Source organism: Streptomyces sp. NPDC054872 (assembly GCF_053610705.1).
This window is the reverse complement of the sequence record NZ_JBSGYY010000017.1, coordinates 41,257-64,216: the sequence shown is the minus strand read 5'-3', so window position 1 is coordinate 64,216 and position 22,960 is coordinate 41,257. Positions and strand designations below refer to the sequence as shown.

Genomic DNA, 22,960 nt, shown 5'->3' with positions numbered 1-22,960 from the left:
ATGGTCCAAACTGGCCGCGGGTCCGTGCGCCCGGGGGGAGCGCACGGACCGCCACGCCCTGATCATTGCCATCGAAGGTCGCCGCTCACTAGGTTTGGGCCATCGAAGTTTGAGTGGCACGGGGTGCTGGTCGTCAGGGGTGGCGGTGGGGGAGCTCGCGGGCGCGTACGCGGTTCCGGATCTTGGCTCTGCTGTGACAAGTGGCAGGTCAGACTGCTCCGACAACACTCCCTGCGTCAGGAGCTCTCGTGGTCGCACCCCGGTCCGTACTCGCCCTGCTGGGCTGCACAGCCCTCCTGCTCACGGGTTGCGCAGGCAACGGCGGAAGCCGGGACGGAACAGCCGGCGGTACGGGCGGTACGGAGGAGAGCCGTCCGGCCCCGCGTGATCGCGACGGTCGCAGCGAGTCCCGCACCGGCGACTTCGACAAGGACGGCTACGACGACTTCGTCACCGTCGAAGAGAACCGCGCCTCCGGCGGGTCACGGGCCTGGCACGTAGTCGTCGTCCCGGGCTCGAAGAGCGGACTGGACGCGGCCCGCGCCACTCGATACAGCGACGTCTACAGCGGCCCACTGCTCCGCGGCGACCTCGACGGCGACGGCTTCACGGATCTGGTCGCCACCCGTGAACCCACGCGACCGGGCCGGAAGGCCGAGCCGGGCGCCACCTACCGGGCGGTGGTCATGTTCGGCGGCATGAACGGCCTCGGCAAACCGGTGACCGTGGCCGCCAAGCGCCAGTTCCTCGCGATGGCCGTGGCTGATGTCAACGGTGACGGCGCCCTCGACCTGATCGACCGCGGCAAGGGGGCGCAGGAGAAGGACCCGTCCCGGATACCAGGGCGGATCGCGTACGGCCCGTTCGACCGGAACGGCACCCCGGCCCGGCTGGTGGAGCAGGACTGGCAGGCCGCCGGAGGCGGGGCCACCGCCGGCGACTTCGACGACGACGGCTTCGACGACCTGCTCTTCACCGGCAGCCCGCCGTATGCGGACGACGAGGAGCCGAGCTCGGACCCGACCCCGGCAGCCGCCTACTTCCGCGGCAGCTCTGACGGGCCTGTCCCGGCCACCCTGCCCGAGGGTTTGGACAACAGCACCGAGGACGGAGTCCTGACACCGCTGGCCGGTGACGTGGACGGCGACGGCGTCACCGACCTCCTCGTCGGAGGAGGGGGCGTTTCGTCGCCGGCCGAGGGCCTCGACCCGGGACAGCTCACCATCGTCCACGGCGCTACGGGCGGCCCCGGCACGGGCCGTCGCAACACGATCTTCGACCAGGAGACCCCGGGCATCCCCGGCGATTCGCAGGGCAAGGACATGTTCGGCGCCGTCTCCGGCACCGGCGACGTGAACGACGACGGGCATCCGGACCTGGTGGTCAACACCCCGGGCGAGGACAAGGCGGGCCGCTTCACGCTGCTGCCCGGCGCACCCGACGGCTCCGGCCCCGAACCGTCCCGGGCCACCGCCTTCGACGCGACGACCTACGGCCAGGAATCGATCAGCGCCACCCTGCCCCCACTGGACATCAACGGCGACGGGCATGCGGACGTGGTGGCCGAAACCCCGGACGGCCTCCTGCTCTTCCCAGGAGGAAAAGCCAAGTTCCCCGCCAGGAACCCGAAGCTCACCGCAGCCACGAAGATAGGGATGAACACGCGAACCTGACGCCGCGGACTCCCTTACATCAGCGCGGCGCACAGGGCGAGTTCCCCCACATCCGAACCGGCACCCGCACCCGCACCCGCACCCGCACCCGCACCCGCAAAAACAAGAACAAAAGCAAAAGCCCCAGGTCACGGCGAGTGAGTCCTGGGGCTTCCACAGAGCCGCCTTCGGGATTCGAACCCGAGACCTACGCATTACGAGTTGTCCGATCTTGATCCGGAGCCATCCGGAGCCGTCCGCCAGGCCCGCGAAAGCCGAGGTCAACCGGCTGATTGGACACCGTCGGACGAAGCTGGACCCCTGCGGATATCGGGCCAAGCGAGACCACAACTGAGCCCACACAGGCCGCCACGCGGCATGGAGTCAGGGCTCAGACGAGCCGATATACCCGAGCACCGCTGCCAGCGCGAGCAATGAACCCCAAGGGGCTTCGAGGCGCTTCAACTGAAAGTGCACGGCGGCTCGTCCTCGGCTATCGCGTCCCTGATGCAGGAAGAATCGACAGGGCCCGGCTCGGGACCAGCGGCCTTACGAGCCCCGCGCAGCTCGCCCCTAGATCTTGCTCCTGTGGCTGCCGAGACGCGGTTGGGTGGCATGCGCCTGGGCGTGAGTCGGTGCGCCGGACGTGCTTCAGTCCGAGGACGTGCCCTGTGGTTACGCGTGCTTGGGCTGGATACCGTCTGAAGCAAATGTTGGTGCCCGTGTCGACACTCGCATGGTTCCTGTGTTCCCGGCCTCCAGACCTTGGGTCGCGCACAGGGCAGGCGGCCGGAGCCCTGCAGCGGACACAAGGGCCCCGGCACACCGTCCTCCCAACCACCCTTGGGGCGACTCCCGCTCGCTCCAACAGGGAGGACGAAATGGCGTGGAGACACCTGTGGAAGGGGAGCCGCAATGTCTCCACGCCTGCGGCCGCCGTCGATCGCCGACAAACGGCGGTGGCCGCACTCACCGCCTGCCACCTCACCTAGCACCTTGCCAAGGGTTGTGGGTCCCCTGGCGAAGGTGAGAGACAGTGGCGAGCGGGAGTTCCTATTTCGACGGCCAGCCGACCGCTGCGGCCTCCTCGGAGAGGGATGTGCGTAGAGCGATAAGACCGGCTAGATCTGCATCTCGCACGAAGATTTCCATCAAGACGCCAGCCCGCCAGTAGCTCACCGCACGGACTGCATCGATGATCTCCTCGATCACCGCAGCCTGCTCAGGCGACGACGCGTTCATCGGGACACCTTCCGAAGGGCACCAGAACCCAGAGGGATCCCGTCCCTACTCTCCTCTCTTTGAGGAGCCCTTAACCGGAATTGGCCGTACTAGTTCACCCATTGACATGCAAGGATCACGAACAAGTGATTGGGCTACCCGCTTGCGCCTTGGACTTTCCGGGGGACGACCAAGAAGGAACGCCCTTCAGGCGGGCGACGCTCACGGCGTCGGGACTCAGGTGAGCCGGTACTTCCGGGCGCCTTGGCCCGCACGAGTGATGACCCCGAGCGCTTCGAGGCGCTTCAGCTGGTAATGCACGGCTGACTTAGTCGTAAGCCCTACCTTGGCCCCGATCTCTGCGAGGGTGGGGCACTCCCCCGTCTCGGCTATCGCCTCCCTGATGCAGCGCAGGATCTGCTCCTGGCGCTCAGTGAGACTCACTGTCCGGCGCCGTCCGAGCGAGCACGCCGCCGTAGCGCGGCCCGCTCGGCGGGGCTCAGCGGATGCCGTGCCAAAGCCACGGAGAGCGTTAGCAATCGGCGGCGCAGTGCAGTGCGGCCCGGATGCTGGGCGAGCTGTTCGTAGGTCGCGCTCCACTCCCGTTGCACGCGTACTAGATCTTCGGGAATCGAGGGGTTCATGGATTCACTAGATCGTATGTTCGATTTTTTGGTCAAGGTGAAACACCACCACAACATCGACCTCAGGTCGTGACTGTCGCTATGGCTTGGGCAGCTCGGTAACGAAGGTCCCGATGCCCGGTTGCATCTGCGCAAGTCCAGCATCCCGTAGCTCGGTGAGGACGCGACGGGCCGTCATCTGCGCGATGCCGAACTCATCCTGGATCGCAAGTACGCCCGGCAACTGACTCCCCGGCGGGTACTCACCATCGGCAATCCGCTGCTCAAAGAGCGCGTACACCTGCTTCCACCGCGGGATGTCCGGCTTCCAATCCATGATCCGAAGCTAGGCAGTGCGAGCCTGCTCGGCGAGACGAGATTGCCTGACTGGCCTAGCTACCCTAGCTAGCTAGTATTACGCTGCGTGAACACACAGCACCCCTGCGATCGCACGAACGACCCAGGGGCGTGGACGACTGAGATGGAGTCGACGTGAACGAGGGTACGCAGGACCAGAACGCCCCCAACAGCCCGAACACGGCCACGATGGCGCCAGTCAGCTACGGCTACTGCTCTTGGCACCTCGGCTACAGCGCCGACACCCGCGTCATCAACGTGCAGGAACAGGGCTCCGGACCGGGCGGCGTGCAGTTCGCCTGCGACCCCTGCCGCGTGAAGTACGACCTGGTCCCCTTCGCTGACCGGCCATGACTGAGGCCTGGCGGCCGAAGCCGCCACCCGCCCAGGAACTCAACGCCTGGCAGTACCTCGGCTGGCACTGCTGCTGGTGCGGCGAGCTTCTCGGGAAAGGAGCCAGATCGGCCGGTCGCGCCGAAGGGCACGCCGAGGCACACGACTTGTCCATCGAGGTGTACGAGTGCGGCCCTCACTGCCCGACGCGCCCAGTGGGATTTGAAGAGAAGTAACCGGCTTCGATGTTGTGTGCGCCGATGTGCGGCATATACCGCAGGTTTTAAGCGGCCTACGCTGAGCCCAAGCTAGTAGCCCTGCCCCCGCGCTAGCCAGGTTGCCAGCACCCCGGCCCCCGGCGTTGGTAGCCGCCTGCAGAACGCCCGTCGCGAGATTACTGGAGGAACCAGGGGACGCCCCATGGGTGGCACCTGTGCGTAGGCGTACGTCAGCGACCAACGCCCCCCGAACCAGCTCCGGAGACCGCCAGTAGGGCCTCCGGATACGTAAGTTCTCCTGCGGGACGCTGAGCCATCCAACCAGAGAGCCGGTGCGCGGGAGCCTCAGTGCGCACGTGCTTGAACCCGAGCTGCTCGTAGTACCTGTGCAGTCCTGTGTTGGTTCGCCAAGTGTCGATGCGCAACCAATCTCGCCCCTCCAACGCTGCGAGTCGTGACATCCAGTCGACCACCCGGGCGCCCAGCTGACGTCCGGAAGCGCTCCGGGCCACGATGAGTTTGTACAGGTGGAGCCCAGACTCCAGTACGTCAGCGTCGGTCCAGAAGTCACGGTCTGCCGGGCCACGGCTCACCGTTGCGAGGGTCTCGCCCGTCCCTGTGTCCACGACCACCCATGTGCGCCCGTCGTCGATGGTCGCCCGCCATTTTGCGATGGCTCGGGTACCCGTCTCAGCGTCGTTCCACTGGTCGGTGTCCTTGTCCTTGAGCCACGCCTCAGCCTCCGTGCGGAGCGCCATTAGCGCGTCCACATCCGCGGGGCCGGCGGGGCGAAGTACCTCAGTCACTGTCGACTTCATAAAGGATCTTGTGCCTGTCTCCGGGGAGGATGGTGACCATGCAGCGAAGCGGCTTGCCGTCCGCGTCGTAGCCGGTCCGGGTGTGCTCAGCGACGGGTGTTGCAGCTGGGAGAGCGAGGAGCTCTGCCTCCTTCCGAGTGGGCATACGTACCGCGATCTCATCGCGGTACCGGGACTGGATCAGGCCCACGGAAGCTAGTACCCCGCCGGGCGCCGCCACGTCGCGGGGCTCCATCAGCGGTGTGCCAGTGACGAGCTCCTGCGGGAAGTACGAGTCGGCCAAGGCATACGGCCGGTTGTCGATGTAGCGCACGCGCTGCCGACAGACGGCCAGCGCGCCGTCAGCAAGTTCGAGCGCCTCGTGAACGTGCTCCGGCGCTTCCACGATGCTCACGCTGATGTCCTGCCGAGGGGTCTTCCCGTCCTCAGTCACGGCAGTCGCCCATTGGTCGCCGGAGGTCTTTCCCTCTACAGCGTTGGCGTGGCGACTGCGGCTTTCCAGGGTCGACCAGTTCCAGATCACGGGCGGGTAGTCCTCCCGCACGTACTTGCCGGACCCCTGCCCTGTGACCACCAGCCCCTCATCGATGAGCAAGCGCACGCCCGCCCGGATGGTCTCTCGGCTGTATCCGTAGGCGGACATCATCTTCGATTCACTCGGAAGCGCCTGGCCTCCCCCGAGCTCTCCGGAACTGATCTGTTCTCGCAGGTCAGCAGCTACTTCTTGAGACTTCGTCAGTCCTCGTCGCATCCCTGCGTTCCTCTCCGTGGCCGAACTCCTCCATACAAGTTAGACGAGAAGGCTTGACCTTCCAAGGCCAGGGTGTGCAAACTCTTGCCACGGCCCACTCCTCCAGACAAGTCGGAAGAGGGGGCCCGTACAGAGCTATGGCTGGACTGAACGCGCTCGATGAGTCCCGTGAAGGCGGGAGCCCCGGCCAGGGGATTACCACGCTCATCGCATGCGACTGCAGCGCCCTGCGGCGCCTTGAGAACTGAACAGCGTGCTTGAGGGAGACCCGCCCCACCTCGCCACAAGTGGGCGGGCGCGTACGGGTCCCGTCCCGTGCGTGGAATGGCGCATCCCAACTGCTTCGCGGCCTACGGCTGCGGCCGGTTGCCTCCGCTGCTCGTCTCGTACGAGCGGCGCTGAGGGGAGCCGGAACACCACACGCCTTCGTTTCCTGGGAGTCCTTTATGAGTGCTGTTGAGATCGTTTCGTTCGGCTACCTGCACGAGGCCCCGCCCGCCGCACACCTGACCATCGACCTGCGCCAGCACTTCCGCGACCCGCACGTCTCGCCGGAGCTGCGGTACATGACGGCCGATGACGAGCCGGTCCGTACCGCCGTGCTGGGCACCCCCGGCATCACCGACCTGGTGACGGCCACCGCCAGGGCGGTCGCCGCGTTCGCCTCCGGCCCCAGCGCCGGAACCGTCACCGTCGCCGACGGATGCGCGGGCGGACGCCACCGGGCCCCCACCTTCGCCCGCGCCCTGGCCGCGCAGCTCACGGCAGCAGGGCACTCCGTGACCGTCTCCCACCGGGACCTGAGCAAGGCCGTCGTACAGCGCTGACGGCTGCCCGCCTCCAACCATCAAATCCCCCAGAGGAGATCGCCATGGGTACGCGCCTCTACAGCGGAATGACAGCCGAGGAAGCCAAGTACGCCGCCTACACAGAGGAGCTGATGGGCACGCCTCACCACCACATCCAGCAGATGACTGACCACGGCGACCACTACACGTGCGACAGCGGCAGCTGCGACGCCAAGGTCACCGTCGACCCCGCGGTCGTTCCCGATGGCGTCAAGCGCTTCTGACTGACTGCTCTACCGCCCCGATGGTCGCAAGGCAGGGTTCGACTCCCTGCCGGGGCACTGCGGTCGCACTCGCTGACCGCGCCGCCGCTCTGTGAGCGGCTTCCTCCTAACGGCGCGCACCCCCGGAGCTGTCACTCCGGGGGTGCTGTTCGGGCCGTTGCCACCTGCTAGGGAGAACACGACCCATGGACCACATCGTCACTGTTCAGGACGCTGTTACCGCATTTGAGCCGTGGATGGAGCCCACGGCCGCTGAGCTGGACGCCATCGAGCAGGAGATGCCCGTCATCCTGGCGGACGTCGAGCTCCTGGACGCACAGATCATCACGCTGGACCGCACGCCGAACGAGCTGGACACACGGCGCCTTCGCCGGGCCCGCCGCAAGGCCCTCGCCGCCCGCGTGACCCTCGCCAACGCCGCCGCCACGATTGCTGGGGTGGGGGCGTGAACCGCACCGGAAAGATCCTCCTGATCACCGCGCTGGTCGCGGTAGTCGGTATGGCGTTCCGCGTCTCCTGGAACGCGCTGCGCGACATCGCTGGCGCGGTCGGCGCCGACCGCACTGCGGCGACGCTGTACCCCTTCGTGGTCGACGGTCTGATGGCGCTCGCGCTGGTCGCCACGCTCGTACTCGCGGGCAAGGACCGGACGTTCGCGCTGCGCGTGCTGGGCACCTACACCGGCGCTTCGCTCGTGCTCAACTACGTGCACGGGCTGGTGCCGGGTCTGCACGGCCGCACGATCCAGTGGGGGCGACTGGCCGAGTGGGACCCGGCCAACTGGGCTCTGGTGCTGCTGGCTACCTCGCTGCCGGTCGGCTCGATCTACTTCGGATCCGATCTGGTCGCCAAGGTCCTGCACCACCGCCCCGCCCCGATCGACCCACCGGCCGTAAATGCGGAGGAATCGACTGAGATCGTGAGCAATCGGTCTACCTCTGACCTCCCCGAATCGGCCCCCGAGCCGCTCGCTGCGAACCCCGTGGTGCTGCCGACTCCGGTGGCAGTCGGTTTCCTCAAGTCGGCTCTGCCGCTCAAGCCCGTCCCGGCGATCGAGCCGACTACGGCGGCACCGACCGAGTCCCGTGTGGTGGCCGCAGAATCGACCCGGCCCCGTCGGGCGGCGACTGGTCGGGTTCCCGACGTGGCCCGATCGTCTCGCCCCAAGCGCACCCCTGTCGAGCTGCTCGCTGAGGCGCGCGCCGCAACGGCCGATTGGCCGGACGCGAAGCTGACTGCCGAAGGTATCCGGCTGGCCGTGCACACATCGCCGAAGAACGCCCGAGCGCTGCGCGAGGCGCTGAAGGCGGAGCGCGCTGACGGCGCCGCACCTGAGGCGGTAGCCGCATGACGGCGCCACGGCTTCAAGTGCTCTCGCCGTGCGCCCGCTTCACCACCCCGTACGAGTCTGCCCACCGCATCTCCCCAAGGAGGGGTTGACCATGGCCAAGCCCGATACCCGCCGCATCGACCGTGAGATCCGGCAGACGACGCGCAAGCTCGAAGCCGCGCAGGGACGTCAGATGTGGCCGCTGACCGGCCGTGAGCGGCGCGCGATCCTCGCCGCCGCGGCGGGCGGCTCGTACGAGGTCGCCCGGCACCGGAGCGGGGCCCGCAGCGAGGAGAAGGCTGATACCGCGTGGAACGCGGCCACGACCCGGCTTCAGGCGGAGATCGCCGCGTTGCAGGTCGAGCGGCAGCGTCTGGTGAACGAGGCCGCTACCGCCAAGGCCACCAAGGTCGGCAAGAAGTCGTCGGGGTGGTGGTGAGCATGGCCGCCAAACCGGCGCCTCCCGGTGAGTGCCCGCAGTGCTGGCAGCACGCCCACGACAAGAGCATTCACCGCCGCCTCAAACCGCGCGAGGACTGCCCGCAGTGCGTGAACCACATGGTCAACGGCTGCCCCTCCCTCGTGCCCAAGAAATCCCGCTGGTTCTGAGCGCAACCCCCGCCGGGGCGGCCCCTTCCACGCCGCCCCGGCGGCCCTGGACTTTCCTCCGTGCACGCGTAGTCAGGAGTTTCTCCGTCATGAGCGAAAACGTCGTTCACCTGCACAAGAACCCCGATCCGCCCGCCGCCGACACCGTCCCGCACCTCACCGTTGTCCCGCCCCTGCCGGACTCTGCGCCACCGGCGGTGGTGGCGTTGTGGGTGCGCTCCGGGCGGGCCATCAAGACGGCCGTCACGCACGAACGCACCAAGAGCGTGGGCCGGTTGGCAGCCCGCCACACCATGTACGTGATGGGCGGCACGCGGATCGTCTCCCGCCGCGCCTGGGACGGCCGGACCGCCTCCCGCTACGAACGCATGCTCCGCGCCGCCGAAGCCGCCGGGAACTACGAGGTGGCGGCCGAGTGGGAGGAGCGCGGCCGGCAGTTTCGCGCGGCCCGCCACCAGCGCCGCATGGATCTGCTCCGCTCGCCCGTGGACGCGGCCAAGGGCGTCGCGGTCGGCACCGGCATGAGCATCGGCGCCCTGATCGCCCTCGGGGTCGCGTTGGCGATCGCCAACGAGGACATCACCGACACCGTCACCCCGCTCATGGCCGTGATCGACCTCATCAAGCTGCTCATCACGATCATCACCGTCGTGTGGGGACCGCTGGTCACCCTGGGCCCCTTCGTGGCGCTGCTCGCGGTGTGGGGCGTAGGACGGCGCCAGCAGGCTGCTCCGAACTGGGCGCTGCCGGAACGGGTCCGAAACGGCGAGGGGGAGCCCATCACTCCGTCGATCGTGGTCAAGGCTCTGCGCGACCTCGGGGTGCCCGCCCTGCGTAACGCCATCAAGGAGATGGGCGATGCCGGGGCCGCGATGCTCGGCCCGATCACGATTGCCGGATGCGGCGTCGAAGTCGACGTGACGCTCCCCTCGGGGGTGTCGACGATCGAGGTACAGAACAAGCGCCGCAAGCTGGCGGAGAACCTGACCCGGCACGAGCACGAAGTGTTCATCACCATCCCGCAGGCCGCGCGGACAGTCCGGCTGTGGATCGCCGACAGTGGCGCGCTGGATGAGCCGATCGGGCCGTCGCCGCTGGTCACCGACGAGACGATGACCGCCGACTACACCAAGGGCCGCGCCCCGTGGGGCCAGGACCTGCGCGGCGACGCCGCCGCGCTGAGCCTGTACCAGCGGCACCTGCTCATCACGGGCCTGTCGAACCAGGGCAAGACCGTCGCCTTGCGCTCCCTGGCCCTGTGGCTGGCGCTGGATCGGTCGGTGCAGTTCCTGATGGGCGACCTCAAGGGCGTGGGCGACTGGGCCATGTTCGACGGACTGGCCACCACCTTGATCCAGGGCCCGACCGACGAGCATGTCATCCAGGTCACGGAGATGGTTGAGGGCGCGGTGGAGGAGATGAACCGCCGTATCCAGGCCCCGCCCGGAACTGTGTTCCCGGCGCTGATCGTGCTGGTGGATGAGGCGCAGGTGGCGTTCATGTGCCCGGCCAAGGACGACGAGAAGCGGCCCTACGGCGGCTCGAAGGCCAACTCCCGGTACTTCATGGCTGTCCGCAAGATTCACAACCAGGGGCGTGCGGTGAACGTCCTGATGTGGCAGGGCACCCAGGACCCCACCAACGAGAACCTGCCCAAGCTGGTGCGCGAAGGCGCCCACACTCGCGCCTCGCTCGCCCTCGGCACGGAGTCGCAGGCCCGTATGGCCCTGGGGGACAAGGCCGTCGACGGCGGCGCCGCGCCGAACCTGCTGCGTCCGGGCCTGGATCAGGGAACCCTGGTTGTCGCCTCGTCCGGGATCGACATCCCCCAGGGGCAGTCGTCCATCACGGTGCGCACGCACTACATCAATGACGACGCGGCCGAGGCCATCACCGACCGAGCCAAGGCCCTACGCGACGGCGTCACCACCCTGCACGCCATCGAGCGCGGCGAGGACCGCGACCCGCTCGCCGACATCGCCGATGTCCTCGGCACCTCCCCGCGGCTGCTCACCCAGGAAGTACTCAAGCGGCTCGCCGCGCTCAACAACGACGCGTACGGCAAGTGGTCGTTCATCGACCTCAAGCGCGTCCTGGACGGCACCGGGGCCGAGCCCTACAAGTCCGACGGCCGCATGGTCATCGCTGCCGACCGCCTCAGCCGGGCCCTGAAGAACCGCGACGGCGATGGTTCCGCTTCCGCCGCGAAGTAGAGGGAGGCAAGCCGCTTCAGGTCAGGGAGGCAGGGAGAACTCCCTAACCACCTCCCTGACCCACCTCCCTGACCCTGACCTGCACAAATGATCGCTCAGGGAGGCAGGGAGGCGCCGCAGCTCAGCCCCCTGAAACCCCCTCCACACGCACCCCACATGGGGGTGCATCCGCCTCCCTGAACACCCACCCGAAGGGATTCCGCATGTATCCCGACCACACCGCCCACGCACCGGCCGAACGGGCCGTGACCCTCCACCAGCCCGCCCCCATCACCGTCATCCCCAGCGTTCCGCTCGCACCGGCCCAGCCGTCCACTGTCGCGGCCGTGCAGTCCATCGTGCTGCCCGATGGCCGCGTGGTCACCGGCTATGCCATCGACGCGGCCAAGCCCGAACCGGTCGCCTCCAAACCGGCGATCTCGCGCACGGCGGTGAGTATCGCGCTCGGAGGCATCGGTTTCGGTGCCGTCTGCGGCGGGCTGCTCCTGCTCACCACGTTCATCGCCGCACTCACCGCGCTGATCACCCAGCTCATCATCCTGGCCGCCGTCATCTTCGGCGGCTGGATCGCCATCCAGATCTTCAGCACGCACAGCGGCGGCAACACCTTCCACATCCGCAAGGCCGTGATCAAGCGCAACCACTTCCACGGCTAGCTACGCCAAGGGCGGCCCCCGTCTCGCCAAAGCCTGGGGCCGCCCTTGTCCACCCGTCCTCAACAGACCTGATGGAGGTCTCCCAGCATGACGCAACCGACCGACATCCGGGGAGAGCGCCTGCGTAACGCTCTCGCCCTGGCAGCCTCCGGCGTGCCCGTACTGCCGCTACGAGCCGGGAAGGTGCCGTTCGGCAACTGCCGCCGCTGCACCGGCACCGCGTGCGGTGGCCGACCGAACATGAAGATCCCTGGCTCGTGCGCCTGCCCAGCGCCCTGCCACGGCTGGGCCGCCGCCACCACCGACCCCCGCGTCATCACCTCCGGTATCTGGCGCCGGGCATGGATGCAGGCCGCCGCTATCGCCTACCACCCGGGCGGAGCGGGACTGACGGTCGTGGACCTGGACAACGCCGACGCGATCACGTGGGCCCGCGAGACCCTGCCCGCCACGCAGATCGTGCCCACGACCCGAGGTGAGCACTGGATCTACCGGGGCGCCATGCAGTCCGCCAACGCGGTGCGGCCCGGCGTCGACATCAAGTCGTCCATGCAGTACGCGCGGTGGCTCGGTCCCGGCACCGGCAACCTCACGGCCCTCCCGGACATCGTGCGTGCGCTGATCGTGAAGGAACCTCCCACGGTCCGACCGGTGACCGTCGCCGTGCCCGCGCGGGGCAGGAACGGGGAGTGCCCTCACCGCACGCCGACCTATCTGGCCCGTGGCATCGCCATGGCCGAGCAGCGCATCACCGAGACCCAAAGCGCGGTGCACGCCACGGTCTACCGCACCTTCCTCGCCGTGCTGTCCACGCACGGCCGGTGCGGTTGCCTCACCGAAGCGCACACCACGCGGCTATTCGCCGCCGCGCAGGCCAAGGGCGAGACCGCCCGGCACTGCATCGACGCGTGGACCAACGCCCGCACCGCACTGGGGATGTGAGCCATGGCCGAGGACGAAAAGAACCCCGCCCGCGAGATCATCACCGACTACGCGCAAACGCACTTCCGGTACTTCCGCACCGCCGACGGCACCGTCTACGCACAGAAGAACGGCCACCCCGTGGCCCGCCCGATCCGCTCCCAGGGCACCACCGGCAGCCACCGCCAGGAGCTCATGGTCGGCCTCTTCAAAGACGGGCGCGGCGTCTTCAACGGGACCGCTCTCAAGGAGGCGTTGGACTTGATCGAAGCACTCGCACTGACCGAAGACACGCAGCCCGTCCACATCCGCGTCGCCCCCGGATTCGACGGGGCGACGTGGCTGGACCTGGGCCGCAACGACGGACAGTCCATCCGCATCCACTCCACCGGCTGGGACATCCTCACTCCCGACCCGCAGGAAGTCTGCTGGCGGCGCACCCAGCTCACCGGCGAACTGCCCCTGCCCGCCAAAGACACCGACGGCAAGGGCATCGACCTCCTCCTCCGGCTCTGCAACTTCGCCACCGCGGAAACCGAATGCCTGGCCATCGCCTGGCTCATCGGCTGCCTCGGACCGTCGGTGCCCGTCCCCGCCCCCTTCCTCACCGGACCGCAGGGCGCGGGCAAATCCACCGCCGGGCGGATGCTCGTGCGGATCATCGAAGGCATGAGCGGCGACCTGCGCCGGGCTCCGAAGGATGAGGAAAACCTGATCGCTGCGGTAGCAGCCGGGTGGGTCACCGCCCTGGACAACCTCTCCCACATGACCCCGGACCTCTCCGACGCCATGTGCTGCATCGTCACCGGCGCCGAAAGCGTCAAGCGCGCCCTGTTCACCGACGGAGACGTGGTCCGCGCCCGCTACCGCCGCCCCATGCTGCTCACCGGAATCGACGTCGGCGTCATCCGCCCCGACCTCGCCGAACGGCTCCTGCCCCTGCGCCTGGAGCGCCCCCGCATCCGGCGCACCGAGGCCGAACTGTGGACGGAGTACACAGAGGCCCTGCCCGTGGTCCTCGGCTCTCTCCTGGACCTCGCGGTCAAGGTCCGCGCCGCCGACGCGGAGACCCCCACCGACCTGCGAATGGCAGACTTCGCCCACCTGTGCGCGCAGTTCGACGCGGCCACCGGCCTGGGAGCACTGAGCGCCTACCGGGCCAGCCTGGACGACCTCAACGACGACGTCATCGAGGGCGACCTCCTCGCGCAGACCGTCCTGAGGCACGCCGACACCCTGGAGCCGAGCGCAGAGCAGCGGATGACCTCCACCGAGTGGCTGCACCACCTCAGCGGCCTCTACAGCGACGACGGAACGCGTCCCCTGCCCAAGGGCTGGCCGACCACCGGCAAAGTCCTCTCCGACCGCCTCAAGCGTCTCCAGCCCACACTCGCCGCCCGGGGTGTCCTCATCGACTCCGGCCGCACCAGCAAGGGCCGCTACCTCGAAATGACCCGCCTGCCCGCCCCGCCCCCACCCGGGCAGAAGCGGATGTTCTGACCCGCCGCGTTCGCCCGGACAAGCAAGAGGAGCACCATCGGCCCCGCGTGCTCCTCTTGCTGTTCGGCGGAACGCCGCCCCCAGGTCGCGCCGCGAAGCGGCTCCTTCTTCACGCTTTGACGCGCACCACACCACAACAGACACCCCACTCTTTTTGTCCTAAGAGGAGAGACGCTGCGTCACCTGCGTCACCCACGCGCGAAACCGGCTCCTGACCTGCGGTTACAGCGATGACGCAGACGGCATCCTCTGCGTCATCCTGCGTCATCTGCGTCACCCGATGACGCGGCCCATGACGCGCCGATGACGCACCCCCTGGCCGCTGCGTCGAACGAAGCCGCAGGTCAGGGACCCGGGTGACGTTGATGACGCAATGACGCAGAAATCCGCACCTCGGACACACACAGGGATAGGCCCCGAGACCAACTCCCCGAAGGCACAGACGAACTGCCCAGGAGGCAACCCCGGATGAGCACCGCGATCGCTGCCCCCGTCGACCGGCTCCTGTACAAGCCGGAAGAGGCCGCCGAAGCGCTCGCCACCAGCCGCTCCACCGTCTACGAGCTGATGGCCGCAGGCGTCTTGAAGTACATCAAGTTGGGCCGCACACGCCGCATCCGTCGCGCGGATCTTGAGGCGTACGTAGCGAACCTCGCCCCCCTGCCCCACTGACCCGACTACACGCCCTGAGGCGCCCCGAGCACACCGCGCGGGGCGCCTCCCGCATGGAGGAACCCATGAGCCCCCGCAAGCCCAACATGGAATCGTCCATCTACCTCGGCGCCGACGGCTGGTTCCACGGCCGCGTCACGATGGGCGTCAAGAACGACGGAAGCCCCGACCGCCGCCACCGCCGCGCCAAGACCGAACCGGAAATCAAGCGCAAGGTCCGGGAGTTGGAGCGCCTGCGCGATCAGGGACGCGCCCCCATCGCAGGCCGCAAGCCGACCGTCGCGAAGTGGATGGAGACCTACCTCACCGACATCGCCAGCCTGAAGCTCAAACCGCGGTCCCTGGATGACTACTGGTCCAAGACGCGCAACGACATCATCCCCGGCGTCGGTCAGCACCGCATCGACAAGCTCCGTCCGGAGCACCTGGAGCGGATGTACCGAGCGTTGCTCGATGCCGGGCGCGCTCCCTCTCACGTGGTAAAGGTGCATCGCATCCTGTCCCGCGCCCTGAAGATTGCCCACCGCCGCCGCCTCATCGGCGAGAACGTCGCCACGCTCGTGGACCCCCCGAGCGTCGATGAGACCGAGGCCAACCCCTTCACGCAGAAGGAGGCCAAGGCATTCCTCGAAGCGGCCTCAAAGCGACCCACTTTCATGCGCTGGATCGTCGGCGTCGGCATGGGTTTCCGGCAGGGCGAGACGCTCGGCCTGCGCTGGTCGTACGTTGACCTGGAGGCAGAGCTCTTCCACCCCAAGTGGCAGCTACAGCGCCTCACATGGCGGCACGGTTGCCCCGACCCGCACGCCTGCGGATCACGTCTCCACCGCTTCGCGCCGTGCCCGCCGAACTGCACCACGCACGAGAGCTACAAGCGTGGGTGCCCCAAGCCGTGCGCCAAGGGGTGCACGAAGCACGCGAGCGCGTGCCCCGAGCGCAAGGAAGGCGGTCTCGTCTTCACCCGTCCCAAGACCAAGAAGAGTCAGAACGCCGTACCGATCCCGCCCGTGTTCATCCCGTTCCTGCTCGACCACAAGGCACGGCAAGACGAGATGCGGAGCGCGGCCGGTGAGCTGTGGCAGGAGTACGACGTCGTGTTCTCACGGCCGGACGGGCGCCCTCTTGACCCTCGCGCCGACTACGAAGAGTTCAAGGAGCTGCTCAAGGAAACCGGGATCGATGACCGTCGCCTTTACGACGGGAGCCGCCACACTGCCGGCACCATCCTGAACGAGTTGGGCGTCGACATGCCCACGATCATGGAGATTCTGCGGCACACCCAGATCAGCCAGACGAGGCGCTACGTGAAGGGCAGATCGCATCTCTCGAAGGATGCGATGCGGCGCATGGGAGAGTTCTTCGCTCCCCCGTCTGCTGGCCCCACTGAGACCAAAACTGAGACCGTCGACACTCGCGCGGCTCGTGCCCAGCGCCGTCGCCGCATCCGTTAAAAGCAAAAGCCCCAGGTCACGGCGAGTGAGTCCTGGGGCTTCTACAGAGCCGCCTTCGGGATTCGAACCCGAGACCTACGCATTACGAGTGCGTTGCTCTGGCCATCTGAGCTAAGGCGGCGCACGCGTCCCGCACCTATGGTGCGATCAGCAGCGACGCCAAGTCTACACAGTTTCCGGGGGTGCTCCGTACACCCCCGGTGGGCGGACCTCCTGGGCCCGCATCAACCCTGTGAGCAGCGCTTTCCGTCCTCCGGAGCCTTGCCGTCCAGCAGGTAGGCGTTGATCGCGGAGTCCACGCACTTGCTGCCCCGGCCGTACGCCGTGTGGCCGTCGCCCTCGTACGTGAGCAGCTTGCCGGAGGAGAGCTGGCCGGCCAGGGCCTCGGCCCAGCGGTAGGGGGTCGCCGGGTCGCGCGTGGTGCCGACCACGACGATCGGAGCCGCGCCCTCCGCCTTGATGCGGTGCGGCTCGCCCTTCGCCTTCACCGGCCAGTAGGCGCAGTTCAGCGAGGCCCAGGCCAGGCCCTCGCCGAAGACCGGGGACGCCTTCTCGAAGTCCGGGATCGACTTCTTCACGTCGGCGGCCGTCTTGAAGGCCGGGGGCAGGTCCAGGCAGTTCACGGCGGCGTTGGCGAACATGAGGTTCGCGTACGTCCCGTCGGCGTCACGCTCGTAGTAGCTGTCGGAGAGGGAGAGAAGGGGAGCGCCGTCCTTGTCCTTCATCGCGGCGGACAGTGCCGTGCGCAGTTGGGGCCAGGCGCCCTCGTCGTACATCGCCGCGATCACGCCTGTCGTGGCGAGCGCCTCGCCGAGTCGGCGGCCGTCGGAGTCGCCGGCGGGGAGCGGCGTGCGGTCGAGTTCGTCGAAGAACGACTTGAGGCGCTTGCCCGCGTCCGTCTCGTCCTCCGTGCCCAGGGGGCAGTCCGACCGGCTCACGCACTCCTTCGCGAACGACTTGAACGCCGTCTCGAAGCCCGCCGTCTGGTCACGGTTCATGCGGCGCGCCGGCAGGGACGGGTCCATCGCGCCGTCGAGGACCAGGCGGCCGACACGGTCGGGGTAGAGCCCGGCGTACGTCGCTCCCAGGAACGTGCCGTACGAAGCACCCACGTAACTCAGCTTCTTGTCGCCGAGCACCGCGCGCAGGATGTCCATGTCGCGGGCCGCCTCGACCGTGGAGACATGGGGCAGCACCTCGCCGGAGTGCTTCTCGCAGCCGGCCGCGAACTTCTTGAAGGAGTCCGACAGTTCGGCGGTCTCGCGCTTGTCGTCGGGGGTGACGTCCGTCTGCGTGTACGCGTCCATCTGCTTGCCGTCGAGGCAGGTGACGGGCTCGCTGCGGGCCACACCGCGCGGGTCGACCGCGGCCATGTCGTACCGGGCGCGGACCTCCTCGGGGTAGCCGAGGGCCGCGTACGACTGGAGGTAGCCGATCGCCGAACCGCCGGGGCCGCCCGGGTTGACCAGGAGCGAGCCCAGGCGCTTGCCGGGGCCTGTGGCCTTCTTCCGGGAGACGGCGAGCTTGATCTGCTTGCCGTCCGGTTTCGCGTAGTCCAGCGGCGCCCTCATCGTGGAGCACTGGAAGCCGGGGGCGCCGCATTCGCGCCAGCTCAGCTTCTGGCCGTAGTACGGGGACAGCTCCTGCGGGGTGGGGCGGGGCAGCGCGGCCATGGACGCGTCCGCCGTCGAGCTCCCGGCCGAGCAGCCGGAAATGAGCAGTCCGGCCGCCAGGAACACGGTCGTGGGGGTGCGGAGTCCTCTGATGCGCATTAGGCGAGACTAACGCTCCGCGTTGTTTGCGTTACGCAATGTGCTCGTACGAGTGACCTCGTCGAACGGATCCCAGGGGCAGCGGCGGCCTCGCGTACTAACCCGCCCTAACCCGCCCGCAGCGCCACCGTCATCGCCTCCACCGCGAGCAGCGGCGCCACATTGCGGTCCAGCGCGGTGCGGCAGGCGCTGATCGCCTCGATGCGGCGCAGGGTGGACTCGGGGGTCGTGCCGCGTGCCAGGCGCTCCAGCATGTCGAGCACCTCCGTATTGGCCAGGGCCACGCGCGAGCCGAGTTGCAGGGTGAGCACGTCCCGGTAGACACCGGTCAGCTCGATGAGCGCGAGGTCGAGGCTGTCCCGCTGGGTGCGGGTCCTGCGGCGCTTCTGCCGGTCCTCAAGCTCCTTCATGACGCCCGCCGTGCCGCGCGGCATCCGGCCGCCCTTCTCCGCGCCGAGCGCCGCCTTCAGGTCGTCGGTCTCCTTGACGTCGACTTCCTCGGCGACCTGCTTCGCGTCGTCGCCCGCCGTGTCGATCAACTCCTGCGCGGCCTTGAGGCAGCCACCGATGTCCTGCACCCGCATGGGCAGCTTGAGCACGGCGGCACGGCGGTCGCGGGCCCGCGGGTCGGTCGCGAGGCGGCGGGCTCGGCCGATGTGCCCCTGGGTGGCGCGCGCAGCGGCAGAGGCGACGTCCGGCTCGATGCCGTCACGCCGGATGAGTACGTCGGCGACGGCGTCCACCGGGGGCGTACGCAGCGTCAGGTGGCGGCAGCGGGAGCGGATGGTGGGCAGCACATCCTCCAGTGAGGGCGCGCAGAGCAGCCACACGGTGCGGGGGGCGGGCTCTTCCACGGCCTTCAACAGGACGTTGCCCGCGCCCTCGGTGAGGCGGTCGGCGTCCTCGAGGACGATGACCTGCCAGCGGCCGCCGGCGGGCGAGAGCTGGGCCCGCCTGACCAGTTCGCGGGTCTCCTTGACGCCGATGGACAGCAGGTCCGTACGCACCACTTCGACATCGGCGTGCGTGCCGACCAGGCTCGTGTGGCACCCGTCGCAGAACCCGCAGCCGGGGGCGCCGCCGAGCGCGCGGTCCGGGCTCGTGCACTGGAGCGCGGCGGCGAAGGCGCGGGCGGCGGTGGACCGCCCGGAGCCGGGCGGTCCGGTGAACAGCCAGGCGTGCGTCATCTTCGACGACTCGGGCCGCGGGGAGCCCGAGGCCACGGCGGTGACCAGCGTGTCGGCGTCCCGGGCGGCGGCGCCGAGCTGCTCACTCACCCGCTCCTGGCCCACCAGGTCGTCCCATACGGTCATCGGTCACCGCCTCCGCCCTGCACACCTGCGTCGCTCGCACACGTCGCGCCGTCACATTGATTCACGCCGTCACATTGATTCACGCCGTCGAATTCATTGTGGAGCACGCCACTGACAACGCGGTCCGCTCGCCCGGCGAGGCTCAGCGCCTGTTGCGCCCCCGGCCGCCGCGGCCACCGTCCCGGCCCTCCTCGTCGTCGTCCCGCTCGCCCAGCAACTCGTCCGCCAGGGAGGGCAGATCGTCCAGCGGAGTCTCCTCCGCCCAGTCCGAGCGCGGCCGCTGGACGGGCTCCCCGTTCTCGTCGACCTGGGGCAGCTCGCGGGTGCGGTCATTGCCGCCGCCGTCACGCGAAGGCGCGGGCGCCGCCTCGGGCCGCTCGTCGCGGAAGTACCCCGGCGGCACCTTGTCCTCCCGTACGGGAGGCAGCACGGCCGTCTCGTCGGCGGCACCCGGGACCGGCGGCTGCGGCAGGACCTCGGTCTCCTCCGAGCCGCTGGTGTCGCGCACCTGCGGGAGCACCGCTGTCTCGTCGGCGGCACCCGGCGCGGGCGCGGACGGCGCAGCAGCACCGGGCTTCACGACGGGCGTGGGAACCGTCGTCTCGTTGTCCGGCACGGCATCCGACGGGGACGCGGACCGCGCGGGAGTCGCCTTCCGAGCCGCAGTCGACTCGGCGGCCGAAGCCGACTTGGACGCGGCGGCCGGCTTTGCAGCAGGAGCTGCCTTCGGAGCCGGGGCCGCCTTCGGAGCCGGAGCCGCCGCGCTCGCCGCAGCCGCGGCGGCAGCCGCAGCCGAAGCCGCCGCGAGCCGCCGCGCCTCCTCGGCCCGCAGCAGCGCCTCTTCCGCCTTGCGCTGCTTCTCCACGCGGCGCGCCTCGGCCTCGGCCCGGAGCCGCGCCTCTTCCTCCGCCTCCCGGCGGCGCCGCGCCTCCTCTGCCGCGCGCACCTTCTCCTCGGCGAGCAGGCGGGCCTGCTCCTCCTCGGCCTTGCGCTTGGCTTCCTCGGCGCGCTGCCTGGCCTCCTCGGCCTGGCGCTCGGCCTCGCGGCGCTGCGCCTCCTCCAGCTCGCGGCGCTTGCGCTCCTCCTCCTCGGCGCGGAGCTTGGCGAGCTGCTCCTGGCGCTCGCGCTCGACCCGCTCCTCCTCGGCCTTGCGCGCGGCTTCTTCCTCGGCCTTGCGGCGGGCCTCTTCCTCGGCCGCCTTGCGGGCCTCCTCCTGTGCCTTCACCTCGGCCTCGGAGAGCGGCAGCATCAGGTCGAGCCGGTGCCTGGCCACAGTCGTGACCGCCTCCGGCTCCTGCGCGGCGTCGATCACCAGATAGCGCCCGGGGTCGGCCGCGGCGAGCGTCAGGAATCCGGACCGCACGCGCGCGTGGAACTCGGCGGGCTCCGACTCAAGGCGGTCGGGGGCCTCCGTGAACCGCTCGCGGGCCGCCTCCGGCGCCACGTCGAGCAGCACCGTCAGATGCGGCACGAGCCCGGCCGTCGCCCACCGCGAGATACGGGCGATCTCGGTCGGGGACAGATCACGGCCCGCGCCTTGGTAGGCCACGGACGAGTCGATGTAGCGGTCGGAGATGACGACCGCGCCCCGCTCGAGGGCGGGCCGTACGACGGTGTCGACGTGCTCGGCGCGGTCGGCGGCGTACAGGAGCGCCTCGGCGCGGTGCGAGAGGCCGGCCGACGACACGTCGAGCAGGATCGACCGCAGTCGCTTGCCGACCGGCGTGGCCCCCGGCTCGCGCGTTACGACGACCTCGTGGCCCTTGGCCCGGATCCACTCGGCGAGCGCCTCGGCCTGCGTCGACTTGCCCGCGCCGTCGCCGCCCTCCAGGGCGATGAAGAAGCCCGTGGCCGCGATCCCCTGCTCAGGGTCGTCGCCGCCGCGCAGCGCGTCCCGCAGGTCGTGCCGCAGCGGCACGCCCTGCCGGTCGTCGATCTTGGCGAGGACCAGCGCGGCCACCGGCAGCAGCAGCGCGCCCACCAGCATCAGCGTGAAGGCGGCGCCTCCGTGGTCGAACACGAACTTGCCGTTGACGAAGCGGTGCGGCCCGATCGCCGCCGCGACCACAGGGGCCACGAGCGCGCCGAGCGCGATGAAGAGGCGTACGACGGCCTGGAGATGCTCCGTCGTGCGCGCCCTGCGGTAGTCCTCGACCTCCTGGTCGAGCAGCGCGTGCCCGGTGTGCGCGGCGATGCCCGCGGCCACCCCGGCGAGCGCCAGGAGCAGCAGCACGGTCGTGACGTCGGGCACGAGGCCCGCGGCGAGCAGTGCGACGCCGGTGAGGGCGATCGCGAGCGCGAGCAGCCTGCGGCGCGAGAGCGAGGGCAGCAGCGAGGGTGCCGTACGGATGCCGACGACGGTGCCGCCGGTCAGCGCGAGGACGACCAGGCCGTACGTGACGGGTCCGCCGTCCAGGTCCTTGGCGTGCAGCACGGCGACCGCGACGGAGGCCGCGATCGCACCGGCGATCGCGGCGCAGGCGGCGACGAGCAGCGGGATCGCGCCGGTGCGGCCGCGGTCGGTGCCGCTGCCGGTGCGCGGCCTGCGCAGCCCTTCGAGCGGGCTACGCGCGCGTGGCGTCTGCGTGGCGGGAAGTTCGAGGAAGAAGACGATCGACAGCGATGCCGCGAAGAGTCCGGCGGCGACGAACGAGGCGAGCCCCGCCTGGTGGATCTCGAACCAGTCGAGCCCGGCGCCGAGGAGGTTCCCGATCAGCGTGACGGCGACGAGCGCGGCGGCCGCGATGGGCAGCGCCACGAAGCCCGTACGCAGCGACAGGCGCCGCAGTGCGTCCATGTGGTCCGGCAGCGGCCGCACCGTGGCGCCCTCCAGGGGCGGCGCGGGCAGCAGCGCGGGCGCCGCGCTCTCCCGGCAGACCGTCCAGAAGCGTTCGGCGACGCCGATCACGAAGGCGGTCACGAGCAGCATCGCGAGCGCGTTGTCCGGGGTCCAGTCGATCCACAGCGGCGCGACGATCAGGAGCGCGGCCCGCAGGCCGTCCGAGACGACCATCGTCCAGCGCCGGTCGAGCGGGCCGTCCGGTGACGTGAGCGAACTCAGCGGCCCCAGGAGCACCGCCCCGAAGAGCAGCGTCGCGAGAATGCGCGCCCCGAAGACGGCGGTGACCGCGAAGGCGACCCCGCGATAACCGCCCCCGAACGCCCCTTCGGCGATGGCCGCTTGCAGAGCGAGCACCACCAGGACGAGGAGGGCGAGGGCATCGCCGACACCGCCGACGAGCTGGGCGCCGTAGAGGCGCTTCAGCTGGGGCACGCGCAGCAAGGCGCGGACAGCACGCTCTCGGGAATCTGCGACCAGGGCGTCGTCGGGGGCCGGGTTTCCGACCGTTGGCTGCTCGGCACGCGTCATCCGTCCAGCCTATCCGCACGGTGTGACACTCCGAAGGGGCGCCCGAACAAACGGGCGCCCCTTCGGTTCACACATTCACAGCGCCGTCACGGAACGACGCGTACGGCT

General features: G+C 69.3%; 22 protein-coding genes and 1 tRNA gene. 14 read left to right on the top strand and 9 right to left on the bottom strand.

Annotation, left to right across the window (positions count from 1 at the left end; all coding sequences use genetic code 11):
- Positions 1-248 precede the first annotated feature (248 nt).
- Positions 249-1,673: an FG-GAP repeat domain-containing protein gene (locus tag ACWGIH_RS22085; protein WP_453444630.1), complete on the top strand. Its 1,425-nt coding sequence runs from the start codon at positions 249-251 to the stop codon at positions 1,671-1,673.
- Between the two features lie 1,032 nt (positions 1,674-2,705).
- Here the strand turns inward: ACWGIH_RS22085 and ACWGIH_RS22080 are convergent.
- The 3 genes from ACWGIH_RS22080 to ACWGIH_RS22070 form a co-directional block, all read right to left on the bottom strand.
- On the bottom strand, positions 2,706-2,894 hold the full coding sequence (locus ACWGIH_RS22080) for a hypothetical protein (protein ID WP_453444628.1): 189 nt from the start codon (positions 2,892-2,894) through the stop codon (positions 2,706-2,708).
- A gap of 216 nt (positions 2,895-3,110) precedes the next feature.
- Positions 3,111-3,317 carry a LexA family protein gene (locus ACWGIH_RS22075; RefSeq protein WP_453444627.1) on the bottom strand — a complete coding sequence of 69 codons (207 nt, stop codon included), beginning with the start codon at positions 3,315-3,317 and terminating at the stop codon, positions 3,111-3,113.
- 279 nt (positions 3,318-3,596) lie between these two features.
- The gene (locus tag ACWGIH_RS22070) at positions 3,597-3,833 is read right to left on the bottom strand and encodes a GntR family transcriptional regulator (protein WP_453444625.1); all 237 of its coding nucleotides are present in this window, start codon (positions 3,831-3,833) and stop codon (positions 3,597-3,599) included.
- Between the two features lie 155 nt (positions 3,834-3,988).
- On the opposite strand from ACWGIH_RS22070, the gene ACWGIH_RS22065 reads away from it, so the two are divergent.
- On the top strand, positions 3,989-4,207 hold the full coding sequence (locus ACWGIH_RS22065; RefSeq protein ID WP_453444623.1) for a hypothetical protein: 219 nt from the start codon (positions 3,989-3,991) through the stop codon (positions 4,205-4,207).
- Between the two features lie 427 nt (positions 4,208-4,634).
- Here ACWGIH_RS22065 and ACWGIH_RS22060 read toward each other — a convergent pair whose 3' ends face one another.
- Together ACWGIH_RS22060 and ACWGIH_RS22055 are read right to left on the bottom strand one after the other, a co-directional pair.
- Positions 4,635-5,222 carry a GNAT family N-acetyltransferase gene (locus ACWGIH_RS22060; protein ID WP_453444622.1) on the bottom strand — a complete coding sequence of 196 codons (588 nt, stop codon included), beginning with the start codon at positions 5,220-5,222 and terminating at the stop codon, positions 4,635-4,637.
- Entirely contained in the window at positions 5,203-5,973 is a 771-nt protein-coding gene (locus ACWGIH_RS22055) for a GntR family transcriptional regulator (protein WP_453444620.1), read from the bottom strand. Before ACWGIH_RS22055 ends, ACWGIH_RS22060 begins: the two co-directional genes overlap by 20 nt.
- 446 nt (positions 5,974-6,419) lie before the next feature.
- Between ACWGIH_RS22055 and ACWGIH_RS22050 the strand changes: the two genes are divergently transcribed.
- From ACWGIH_RS22050 to ACWGIH_RS21995, 12 genes are all read left to right on the top strand, one after another.
- Positions 6,420-6,800 (top strand): RapZ C-terminal domain-containing protein, encoded by a 381-nt coding sequence (locus ACWGIH_RS22050; protein ID WP_453444618.1) that lies wholly within the window; start codon positions 6,420-6,422, stop codon positions 6,798-6,800.
- 44 nt (positions 6,801-6,844) lie between these two features.
- Entirely contained in the window at positions 6,845-7,045 is a 201-nt protein-coding gene (locus tag ACWGIH_RS22045) for a hypothetical protein (RefSeq protein ID WP_453444616.1), read from the top strand.
- Positions 7,046-7,230: 185 nt separating this feature from the next.
- A complete protein-coding gene (locus ACWGIH_RS22040) occupies positions 7,231-7,494 on the top strand; it encodes a DUF6284 family protein (protein ID WP_453444614.1) in 264 nt (87 codons plus the stop codon).
- Positions 7,491-8,396 (top strand): DUF2637 domain-containing protein, encoded by a 906-nt coding sequence (locus tag ACWGIH_RS22035; protein ID WP_453444612.1) that lies wholly within the window; start codon positions 7,491-7,493, stop codon positions 8,394-8,396. The genes ACWGIH_RS22040 and ACWGIH_RS22035 overlap by 4 nt, the downstream gene beginning before the upstream one ends.
- A 91-nt stretch (positions 8,397-8,487) precedes the next feature.
- The gene (locus ACWGIH_RS22030) at positions 8,488-8,814 is read left to right on the top strand and encodes a hypothetical protein (protein WP_453444611.1); all 327 of its coding nucleotides are present in this window, start codon (positions 8,488-8,490) and stop codon (positions 8,812-8,814) included.
- A 2-nt stretch (positions 8,815-8,816) separates the two neighbouring features.
- Positions 8,817-8,984 carry a pRL2-8 gene (locus ACWGIH_RS22025; protein ID WP_453444609.1) on the top strand — a complete coding sequence of 56 codons (168 nt, stop codon included), beginning with the start codon at positions 8,817-8,819 and terminating at the stop codon, positions 8,982-8,984.
- A gap of 89 nt (positions 8,985-9,073) precedes the next feature.
- On the top strand, positions 9,074-11,197 hold the full coding sequence (locus ACWGIH_RS22020) for an FtsK/SpoIIIE domain-containing protein (RefSeq protein ID WP_453444607.1): 2,124 nt from the start codon (positions 9,074-9,076) through the stop codon (positions 11,195-11,197).
- A gap of 203 nt (positions 11,198-11,400) precedes the next feature.
- A complete protein-coding gene (locus tag ACWGIH_RS22015; RefSeq protein ID WP_453444606.1) occupies positions 11,401-11,853 on the top strand; it encodes a hypothetical protein in 453 nt (150 codons plus the stop codon).
- A gap of 87 nt (positions 11,854-11,940) precedes the next feature.
- Positions 11,941-12,795: a bifunctional DNA primase/polymerase gene (locus tag ACWGIH_RS22010; RefSeq protein ID WP_453444604.1), complete on the top strand. Its 855-nt coding sequence runs from the start codon at positions 11,941-11,943 to the stop codon at positions 12,793-12,795.
- Positions 12,796-12,798: 3 nt separating this feature from the next.
- On the top strand, positions 12,799-14,274 hold the full coding sequence (locus ACWGIH_RS22005; protein ID WP_453444602.1) for an ATP-binding protein: 1,476 nt from the start codon (positions 12,799-12,801) through the stop codon (positions 14,272-14,274).
- 468 nt (positions 14,275-14,742) lie between these two features.
- Positions 14,743-14,946 carry a helix-turn-helix domain-containing protein gene (locus tag ACWGIH_RS22000; RefSeq protein WP_453444600.1) on the top strand — a complete coding sequence of 68 codons (204 nt, stop codon included), beginning with the start codon at positions 14,743-14,745 and terminating at the stop codon, positions 14,944-14,946.
- Positions 14,947-15,011: 65 nt separating this feature from the next.
- Positions 15,012-16,397 (top strand): tyrosine-type recombinase/integrase, encoded by a 1,386-nt coding sequence (locus ACWGIH_RS21995; protein WP_453444598.1) that lies wholly within the window; start codon positions 15,012-15,014, stop codon positions 16,395-16,397.
- A 47-nt stretch (positions 16,398-16,444) separates the two neighbouring features.
- On the opposite strand, the gene ACWGIH_RS21990 is transcribed toward ACWGIH_RS21995, so the two are convergent.
- The 4 genes from ACWGIH_RS21990 to tmk form a co-directional block, all read right to left on the bottom strand.
- Positions 16,445-16,518, bottom strand: a tRNA-Thr gene (locus tag ACWGIH_RS21990).
- Positions 16,519-16,621: 103 nt separating this feature from the next.
- Positions 16,622-18,169 (bottom strand): alpha/beta hydrolase, encoded by a 1,548-nt coding sequence (locus ACWGIH_RS21985; protein ID WP_453444596.1) that lies wholly within the window; start codon positions 18,167-18,169, stop codon positions 16,622-16,624.
- Between the two features lie 107 nt (positions 18,170-18,276).
- Positions 18,277-19,482, bottom strand: coding sequence for a DNA polymerase III subunit delta' (locus tag ACWGIH_RS21980; protein ID WP_453444594.1), 1,206 nt, complete (start codon positions 19,480-19,482; stop codon positions 18,277-18,279).
- 142 nt (positions 19,483-19,624) lie between these two features.
- The gene (gene tmk, locus ACWGIH_RS21975) at positions 19,625-22,852 is read right to left on the bottom strand and encodes a dTMP kinase (RefSeq protein ID WP_453444592.1); all 3,228 of its coding nucleotides are present in this window, start codon (positions 22,850-22,852) and stop codon (positions 19,625-19,627) included.
- Between the last annotated feature and the right edge of the window lie 108 nt (positions 22,853-22,960).

Bases quoted from the DNA above. Each gene is read 5' to 3' on its own strand.
- ACWGIH_RS22080 (WP_453444628.1), bottom strand. From the start codon at position 2,894: ATGAACGCGTCGTCGCCTGAGCAGGCTGCGGTGATCGAGGAGATCATC.
- ACWGIH_RS22070 (WP_453444625.1), bottom strand. From the start codon at position 3,833: ATGGATTGGAAGCCGGACATCCCGCGGTGGAAGCAGGTGTACGCGCTC.
- ACWGIH_RS22060 (WP_453444622.1), bottom strand. From the start codon at position 5,222: ATGAAGTCGACAGTGACTGAGGTACTTCGCCCCGCCGGCCCCGCGGAT.
- ACWGIH_RS22055 (WP_453444620.1), bottom strand. From the start codon at position 5,973: ATGCGACGAGGACTGACGAAGTCTCAAGAAGTAGCTGCTGACCTGCGA.
- ACWGIH_RS22050 (WP_453444618.1), top strand. From the start codon at position 6,420: ATGAGTGCTGTTGAGATCGTTTCGTTCGGCTACCTGCACGAGGCCCCG.
- ACWGIH_RS22045 (WP_453444616.1), top strand. From the start codon at position 6,845: ATGGGTACGCGCCTCTACAGCGGAATGACAGCCGAGGAAGCCAAGTAC.
- ACWGIH_RS22040 (WP_453444614.1), top strand. From the start codon at position 7,231: ATGGACCACATCGTCACTGTTCAGGACGCTGTTACCGCATTTGAGCCG.
- ACWGIH_RS22030 (WP_453444611.1), top strand. From the start codon at position 8,488: ATGGCCAAGCCCGATACCCGCCGCATCGACCGTGAGATCCGGCAGACG.
- ACWGIH_RS22025 (WP_453444609.1), top strand. From the start codon at position 8,817: ATGGCCGCCAAACCGGCGCCTCCCGGTGAGTGCCCGCAGTGCTGGCAG.
- ACWGIH_RS22020 (WP_453444607.1), top strand. From the start codon at position 9,074: ATGAGCGAAAACGTCGTTCACCTGCACAAGAACCCCGATCCGCCCGCC.
- ACWGIH_RS22015 (WP_453444606.1), top strand. From the start codon at position 11,401: ATGTATCCCGACCACACCGCCCACGCACCGGCCGAACGGGCCGTGACC.
- ACWGIH_RS22010 (WP_453444604.1), top strand. From the start codon at position 11,941: ATGACGCAACCGACCGACATCCGGGGAGAGCGCCTGCGTAACGCTCTC.
- ACWGIH_RS22005 (WP_453444602.1), top strand. From the start codon at position 12,799: ATGGCCGAGGACGAAAAGAACCCCGCCCGCGAGATCATCACCGACTAC.
- ACWGIH_RS22000 (WP_453444600.1), top strand. From the start codon at position 14,743: ATGAGCACCGCGATCGCTGCCCCCGTCGACCGGCTCCTGTACAAGCCG.
- ACWGIH_RS21995 (WP_453444598.1), top strand. From the start codon at position 15,012: ATGAGCCCCCGCAAGCCCAACATGGAATCGTCCATCTACCTCGGCGCC.
- ACWGIH_RS21985 (WP_453444596.1), bottom strand. From the start codon at position 18,169: ATGCGCATCAGAGGACTCCGCACCCCCACGACCGTGTTCCTGGCGGCC.
- ACWGIH_RS21980 (WP_453444594.1), bottom strand. From the start codon at position 19,482: ATGACCGTATGGGACGACCTGGTGGGCCAGGAGCGGGTGAGTGAGCAG.
- tmk (WP_453444592.1), bottom strand. From the start codon at position 22,852: ATGACGCGTGCCGAGCAGCCAACGGTCGGAAACCCGGCCCCCGACGAC.